Genomic DNA, 7,347 nt, shown 5'->3' with positions numbered 1-7,347 from the left:
ACTCCCCACTCCCCACTCCCCACTCAGCACTCTTACTCGCCAGCGCCATCCAGCAATCCCGCAGTTTAGGCGACAAGCGGACAGAGGCCTATGCTTTGAAGAGTTTAGGCGGCTTGTATGAAGAAACCGGACAGTGGTCAGAGGCGCAAGACCTAACCCGGCAAGGATTAGCTTTAGCACAGAGCAGCAATGCACCAGAAATTACCTATACCTTAGAGTGGCAGCTAGGTAGATTGCTTTGGGCAACAAAAGATATTAATGGTGCGATCGCGGCGTATGATGCTGCTGTGGAAACTCTCCAGTCTCTCCGCAGAGATTTAGTAGTCAATAAGGACGTACTTAACCAAGATGTGCAATTCAACTTCCGGGACAGCGTAGAACCCGTCTACCGCCAGTCAGTAGAGTTATTGCTGCAATCCCAACAAGGAAAATCAGATGAAAAAATATTGGAGAAAGCACGAGAACGGATTGAAGCACTTCAACTAGCAGAATTGGACGACTTTTTCCGGGAAGCTTGCCTACAAGGTCAAAGAGTAGCCCTCGATCAAGTGGTAGACAAAGATAATCCCACGGCTGCCATCATCTACCCGATTATTCTTGAAAAAGAACTCCAGGTAATTGTCAAAATTCCCAAACAACCCCTGCAAAACTACACTACTGAGATTTCCCATACAGAAGTAGAGGAACTCTTAATAGAACTGCGAAAAAATCTTGTCAATCCCACCGCTACCAAAGCCATCCAAACCCAGGCGCACCAAGTTTACAACTGGCTGCTCAAACCCATTGAGTCACAATTACAAAAAAGTGGCGTCCATACCCTAGTGTTCGTCCTGGATGGCCCATTACGCAATTTACCAATGGCAGCTCTTTACGATGGTAAGCAATATTTGGTAGAGAAATATGCGATCGCCCTGAGCGTGGGTTTACAACTCCTCGACCCTAAACCGCTAGTACAACAGCAGCTAAAAGCGTTAACCGCAGGACTGACTCAACCGCCACCAGGGTTTTCCAAGTTTGCACCGTTGCTTGCCATCAAATCTGAATTCGACGGCATCAATAAAGCAGGAGTCTCGACAACTAGCTTATTAGATGGGGATTTTAAGAAAAAGAATTTAGAGAGTGAAATTGGTGCTGCTTCATTCAACATAGTGCATTTGGCAACCCACGGTCAGTTTAGTTCCCGCCTTGAAGACACGTTTATTTTGGATTTCGATGGTCAAATCAATGTCAAGGATTTCGATACTCTCTTCCGCAGCCAAGGTAAAACCGTAGTGGAACTATTAGTTTTGAGTGCTTGCCAAACAGCAACAGGAGACAGCCATGCAGCACTCGGTTTAGCAGGAGCATCTGTACGAGCTGGGGCACGCAGTACCATCGCCTCCCTGTGGCAAATTGACGATGAATCGACAGCGATGTTTGTTAGTGCCTTCTATCAAGAACTAAAAAGTGGCAAAATTACCAAAGCTGAAGCTGTCCACCGTGCCCAGCTAAAACTGCTGAAACATCCCAACTACAGAGCGCCAAGCTTTTGGTCTGCCTATGTATTGATTGGCAATTGGTTGTGACATCTCCCACCACTATAATCGGTACTCCGATTATAGTGGTGGCTTCCAAGACAATCCGGCTACTGCTTAGAAGGCTCTTGGCTTTAAAGACGAAATGACCTGCCGCCTTATTCAAAATATTTATCGCCGCATTCTGATCGCAATCCAAGATATACCCACAATTTGGACAATCATGTTGGCGTATATGCAGCTTTTTCGGAACTTTGACTCCACAACTTGAGCAATCCTGACTTGTGTCTGATGGATTCACAACAATTACCAACAACCCAGCATTTTCGGCTTTGGTTGTCAATACGGATCAATGGCAAGCATTTATAGAACAGCGATTTTCTTCGTACCAATTAAATCGGTCAGCCAACAAATAATTATATTGTGATCTGAGCATAGATAACCATCGTTCTAACTCAATCACCTGCTGTTTTGTTGGTGCTAATTTGTACTGGTAGTATGTTCTCATCTGCTTGCCTAATTCTAGTGACTAAATTTTGCCTATCTCTAGTTTTCCAAGTTTAGCCAACTCCATCATTGTTACACTGTAGCAGCCTCGGTAAGCTGCTTCTTTGCGTCCAACTTCTGCCGGTTTTCTATTGTTATCAGTGTGTTCCTGCTTCACGATTTCTATCATTTCGTCGATAGTGTTGTCGAGAAGCTGAAGCGGATCGTAAAGCCAGCGAAATTCACCCTTATCCCAAGCGTCTCTGGAAATATTAGCTCGGAATGCTGCCAATGGAGGATAAAGCCACCCTTGATGAAAGCGACCGTCAATAGTTCCTCCAGCAAAGTGTGCTAGTCGATTTAGATTTCTTGGCGACCTAGCTCTGTTACCCTTCTTTGCATTGCTGACTTTCAACTTACCAAGGTTGATGATTCCCCTCTGCATAATAAGTTCAGACAAGATGAGAATATCATATGTGTATGGAATTATACGTTCAAAGATATGTTTTTCAGAGTCTTCCGTTTTTCCAGAGTCTTCCGTTTTTCCAGAGTCTTCCATGTCCTTCGTAAAAATTCTTAAAACTTCCTTTGCTTGACCAAAAAGTTTGTTGGGATGAGTGCTGCGGTCTGGAAATACGTTCAGGTTAAACATTGCAAGATATGCTAAAACCTGAGTAATCTCAATTTCTCCGCTATCCCCTTGAAAGTATGCAATCTGCTTCTCTCCGTTTTTGCCTTGGAGAGAATCTTTAATTTTATTGAATGTACCTTTTAGGTTCTCCAAGCTAGGATTATTCACCTGCAAAGATGTATTAAGACCCTCAGCAATGCTGGCAATAAACCCAGAATCGACATCTCCAGATACGTAAATGTGAAGTCTTACAAAAGCCTCTTCAAGCTTCGGAAAAGATTCTGAATTGTTCCGAGCTTGCATAATTACTTGAGTGGTGTGACCTCCATTGACAACACCATGTTTTTTAGGATCTGTCAACTGGATTTTGACAATGCCTTGCCCACCAGTTCCTTTGTCAAACTCAACTTTTTCGGCAGTAACAAAAATCCCCTGATTCTTTAGGGCAAACATCTCAGGTTCGTCACTCAAGGTGTCAAACATTCCGTTTACAACAGTCCCTTTAAGTTCTCCTGACTTTTTCCGCTGCGGTGTTCGCGGATTAACTTCAAGCCAGTCACACCATTCTTCTGGAACCTCACTTATTTTAACAAAGCAGGTCGATAGCTTAATACTTCGCCCAGAAAATGGAACAGGAAGCGAACGAAATTCATCTGCTTGTAACAGAAAGTCTTGTTTAGGCATTATTTTGTTTCCTTACTTTTAGCAGTGATAAACAATCGCTGCTTTTACGTGCGCTGACTTACAAGCTCATAGAGACTTGTAAGTTAACCAGTGCAACCAGTAATACTGAATAGCAGTTTTTACAGAAAATGTCAAATGTCAAGTTTGGTGAGATAGTAGAGACAGTTTGGTCAGATAATCCAGCGATCACTTCTCTTGATGTCGATAGTTGTTTGTCAGGCTTCGGACGTGACTATAACCCTTTAAGGGCAAGAGTATTACATCTTCTTATCCGCCCATGATTGTTGATCTGCTGTCCAAATGCCATCAAGCGGGGTATCCGGTGAACTGCGTAGGCATAGCCCGCACTTCGGCAGTACTACCAAGTGACACTGGCTGATGAAGATTTAGATGCATGGTGAGAATTGGAAGTACTGGGAGTGTTAGTCCCCAATGCCCCATTTTATTTTTCCAGCATTCAATTTTGTGGCATAAATTTAATGAATGCGGACGATATGTACATAGCAATAACAGCATTGATCATTAAAATTACTCATGAATAACTCCACCTATCAACTAGACAATTTCGCTTTAAGATTACCGATTTCCCAAACAGCTCGCATAACTGCCCAGCATTTTGCTAACCAGCAGCCAAATCCTGAAAAAGCAGAGCAAGTCCGGCTGAATACGCTGGCTGTATGGGTAGTGAATGACTACTTAGAAATGATGGATATTCCTACTAACCTCCAAGGTAGCGACAGCTGGAACCCCGTAATGCGCCTTTGTGAGAATGTAGCTGACTTAGAGGTGCCCTCAATTGGTCGTCTGGAGTGTCGCCCTGTCCGGGAACACCAGCAGATATGTTCCATTCCTCCAGAAACCTGGGAAGAACGAGTGGGTTATTTAGCAGTTCAATTTGATGAATCGCTTCAAGAAGCGAGGCTGCTTGGTTTTATCCCTAGTGTCGCAACTGAAACACTGCCTTTAGAGCAACTCCAACCATTAGAAGCGTTTATTGACCACTTGGGGCAACTGCGCCAATCGCCAGTTAGTTCACTGGTGAACTTAAGTAAGTGGTTTACTGGTATATTTGAGACAGGTTGGCAGACTATTGAATCCTTGTGGGACGTGCCGGAACTTAGACCAGCTTATGCCTTTCGCAGTACTGAAACTTTAGAACTAAATAGCCTCAATCAACCAAAATCAGTCACTAAACGCGCAAAAGTGATTGATTTGGGAATCCAAATTCTCAACCAACCCGTCATGTTGATTATGGAAATCAGCCCCGAAAAAGATCAACAAACCAGTATTCATCTTCAATTGCACGCCACTGGCAATCAAATCTACTTACCACCAGGACTTCATCTCACCGTTCTAGATAGTTCGGGAGCAGTATTTCTAGATGCTCAATCTAGAAAATCAGACAATTACATTCAATTACAGTTTCGTGGTGAACACACAGAGCAATTTAGCGTTATGGTAGCATTGAATGATACCAGCATTGCAGAACATTTCAGGATTTGAAACATGTAGCTATCTTCCCTCTTAGTCGGTAATTTATTTAAGTGGTAATTGGTTAGTTAATTAAAAATTAAAAATTAAAACAGGCTTTTGGGGATTTTGAAAAAAGTCTGTACATGCTTGTGGAGCTTGTTATCAGACATTAGAACAGGGCATGATTTTGCACAGGGAGATAGCGACGGTCATGGGTAAGTTAGTGGTTCTGAAATTCGGAGAGGGTAGTTTTGAGCAGGGGTTTGCTGTCACCCTCCAAATTGGTGAAGAACATGAGCGGGCTGCAACAGAAATCACGGGTAAGCTACCTGCATTCCCCGAAATGCCATTGTACTATAGTCATTGGCAGTCTAGTTATCGGCAGATAGGCAATCGTTATCGTCTCCATGCTGACCAAATGCAGGTGACGAATGTATCAATGATCCAAGACTGCGAAAACACTTCCTATATTTTGCAAGCACGCTTTAACACCTGGCTGCGAGCAGAGGAGTTTCGCCCTTTAAGGGAAAAATGGTTAGAAAGATTGTCGTCCACGGAAGAAGTGCGGGTGATTTTGCAAACAGAAAATAGCCAATTGCAGCTATTACCCTGGCATCTGTGGGATTTATTAGAACGCTACCCCAAGGCTGAAATCGCCCTCTCTTCACCGACTTACGATCGCATTCACAAGCCACACACTCCAAATAAATTAGTTAACATTTTAGCGATCGTGGGTAATAGTCAGGGGATTGACACTCAGGCTGATCAAGTGTTACTACAACAGTGCAGTAACGCAGAGGTCAGCTTTCTTGTAGAACCACAACGTAAGGAATTGACCGACCATCTCTGGGGGAAAAACTGGGATATTCTCTTCTTTGCTGGGCACAGTTCCACTAACGGAAATGGAAAATGCGGACGAATTTACCTGAATCAAACTGATAGCCTCACCATTGGCGAGTTAAAGTACGCTCTCAAAAAAGCCATTGAAAATGGCTTACAACTGGCTATATTCAACTCCTGTGATGGATTGGGATTGGCGCGAGAACTGGCTGATTTGCAAATCCCTCAGATAATCGTCATGCGCGAACCTGTCCCAGACCAAGTTGCTAAGGAGTTCTTAAAGTATTTTCTCGAAGGTTTTGCAGGTGGAGAGTCTTTATATCAAGCGGTACGCCAAGCGCGGGAACGCTTGCAAGGGCTTGAGGATCAATTTCCCTGTGCGACTTGGCTACCAGTGATTTGCCAAAATCCAGCACAGATACCACCTACTTGGGATGAATTAAGATGTCCCAAAAGTAAAGATATACCGAATTTAGCTTTGCCTATCAGACGCAGATTTCAGACAACTTTGTTTTCCAGCTTGGCGATTACAGCTTTGGTTTGTGGGGTGAGATTGCTGGGATTGCTAGAAAATCAAGAAATTCAAGCTTTTGACCAGATGATGCGATCGCGTTCTAGCGAGGGAATTGATCCGCGCCTGTTAGTAATTACAATTGACGATAATGATCTGGCAATTCAAAGACAAAATGACGAATCCTTGATTGGAGCTTCCCTTTCCGAAAAATCTCTCAACAAACTCCTGGCAAAACTGAATCAATACCAACCTCGCGCCATCGGCTTGGATATCTACCGTGATTTTCCGGCTACAGACAAAAATTTAATTACTCGTCTTCAACAGACTCAGAACTTGATTGGAGTTTGCAAGGGGAGTGATTTCACAATAAACATCGGAGGGATTAAGCCGCCGCCAGAAATCCCTACAGAAAATCTGGGATTCAGTGACTTTATTCACGATCGCGATGGAGTGATCCGTCGGCATCTTTTGTTCATGAACCAGGAGACTACATCGTTGTGTTCTGCTCCTTATGCATTCAGTTTACAACTAGCCTCCCTTTATCTACAACCTTTAGGAATTCAACCAAAGTTCACCCCTCAAGGGAATTTGCGGCTGGGTAAGACTGTTTTTCCAAATTTGAAATCTCGCACTGGCAGCTATCAAAATATTGATGCTAATGGTGGTCAAATCTTACTCAACTACCGTTCCTCAAAACAAGTAGCCGAACAGGTAAAGCTAACGCAATTTTTATTTAGTCCAGTTAACGCCAGCGCTATCAAAGGCCGGATTGTTCTGATTGGTGTGGTGGCAAAGGGAGATTCTCCAGACACTTGGTCTACACCCTATGGTGCTACTTTAGATGAGCAAATGCCAGGAGTGTTAGTACAAGCCCACATGGTCAGCCAAATCCTTAGTGCTGTCCAGGATGGGCGGCCGTTGCTGCGGGTTTGGTCACTGTGGCTTGAGGTGTTCTGGATGTGGGGCTGGTCTGTGGTGGGGGGAGTCCTGGTTTGGCGCAGGCTTTCGTTACTTTGGTTAGCATTGGCAGTCGGTGTTACCTTTAGTGTTCTGTATGTAGTTTGCTATGGTCTGTTAATTTGGGGTGCTTGGGTACCGTTTGTACCGTCAGCTTTGTTGTTGGTAGCCACGGTTGTCTTGATGTCAATTTATAATTCAAACACAGAAGTGCAGGTGGAGAATAGAGAATAAATATACTTAACCGA

The 7,347-nt window shown here is 43.8% G+C and carries 6 protein-coding genes and 1 pseudogene; 4 read left to right on the top strand and 3 right to left on the bottom strand.

What is annotated here, in order from left to right:
- Nucleotides 1-1,565: CHAT domain-containing protein (locus F8S12_RS26615; protein WP_196519295.1), on the top strand; the 1,565-nt coding region annotated here is incomplete at its 5' end.
- 34 nt (nt 1,566-1,599) lie between these two features.
- Here F8S12_RS26615 and F8S12_RS26610 read toward each other — a convergent pair.
- The 3 genes and pseudogenes from F8S12_RS26610 to F8S12_RS26600 all read right to left on the bottom strand — a co-directional run.
- Nucleotides 1,600-1,863: pseudogene (locus F8S12_RS26610) on the bottom strand (zinc ribbon domain-containing protein); the annotation flags it as partial.
- The gene (locus F8S12_RS26605) at nt 1,864-2,022 is read right to left on the bottom strand and encodes a helix-turn-helix domain-containing protein (protein ID WP_196519294.1); all 159 of its coding nucleotides are present in this window, start codon (nt 2,020-2,022) and stop codon (nt 1,864-1,866) included.
- Nucleotides 2,023-2,043: 21 nt separating this feature from the next.
- On the bottom strand, nt 2,044-3,315 hold the full coding sequence (locus F8S12_RS26600) for an AIPR family protein (protein WP_196519293.1): 1,272 nt from the start codon (nt 3,313-3,315) through the stop codon (nt 2,044-2,046).
- A gap of 128 nt (nt 3,316-3,443) precedes the next feature.
- Between F8S12_RS26600 and F8S12_RS26595 the strand changes: the two genes are divergently transcribed.
- The 3 genes from F8S12_RS26595 to F8S12_RS26585 all read left to right on the top strand — a co-directional run bounded on the left by F8S12_RS26595 (nt 3,444) and on the right by F8S12_RS26585 (nt 7,333).
- Complete coding sequence (locus tag F8S12_RS26595) at nt 3,444-3,596, top strand: hypothetical protein (RefSeq protein ID WP_196519292.1); 153 nt, start codon at nt 3,444-3,446, stop codon at nt 3,594-3,596.
- A gap of 253 nt (nt 3,597-3,849) precedes the next feature.
- Nucleotides 3,850-4,818: a DUF1822 family protein gene (locus F8S12_RS26590; RefSeq protein WP_196519291.1), complete on the top strand. Its 969-nt coding sequence runs from the start codon at nt 3,850-3,852 to the stop codon at nt 4,816-4,818.
- 181 nt (nt 4,819-4,999) lie between these two features.
- Nucleotides 5,000-7,333, top strand: a complete 2,334-nt coding sequence (locus F8S12_RS26585) for a CHASE2 domain-containing protein (protein ID WP_196519290.1) — start codon at nt 5,000-5,002, stop codon at nt 7,331-7,333.
- The last annotated feature ends 14 nt before the right edge of the window (nt 7,334-7,347 follow it).

It is taken from the genome of Nostoc sp. WHI (assembly GCF_015714725.1).
GTDB lineage: Bacteria > Cyanobacteriota > Cyanobacteriia > Cyanobacteriales > Nostocaceae > Nostoc.
The sequence above is the reverse complement of the archived record's forward strand: the minus strand, read 5'-3'. Positions and strand labels throughout refer to the sequence as shown.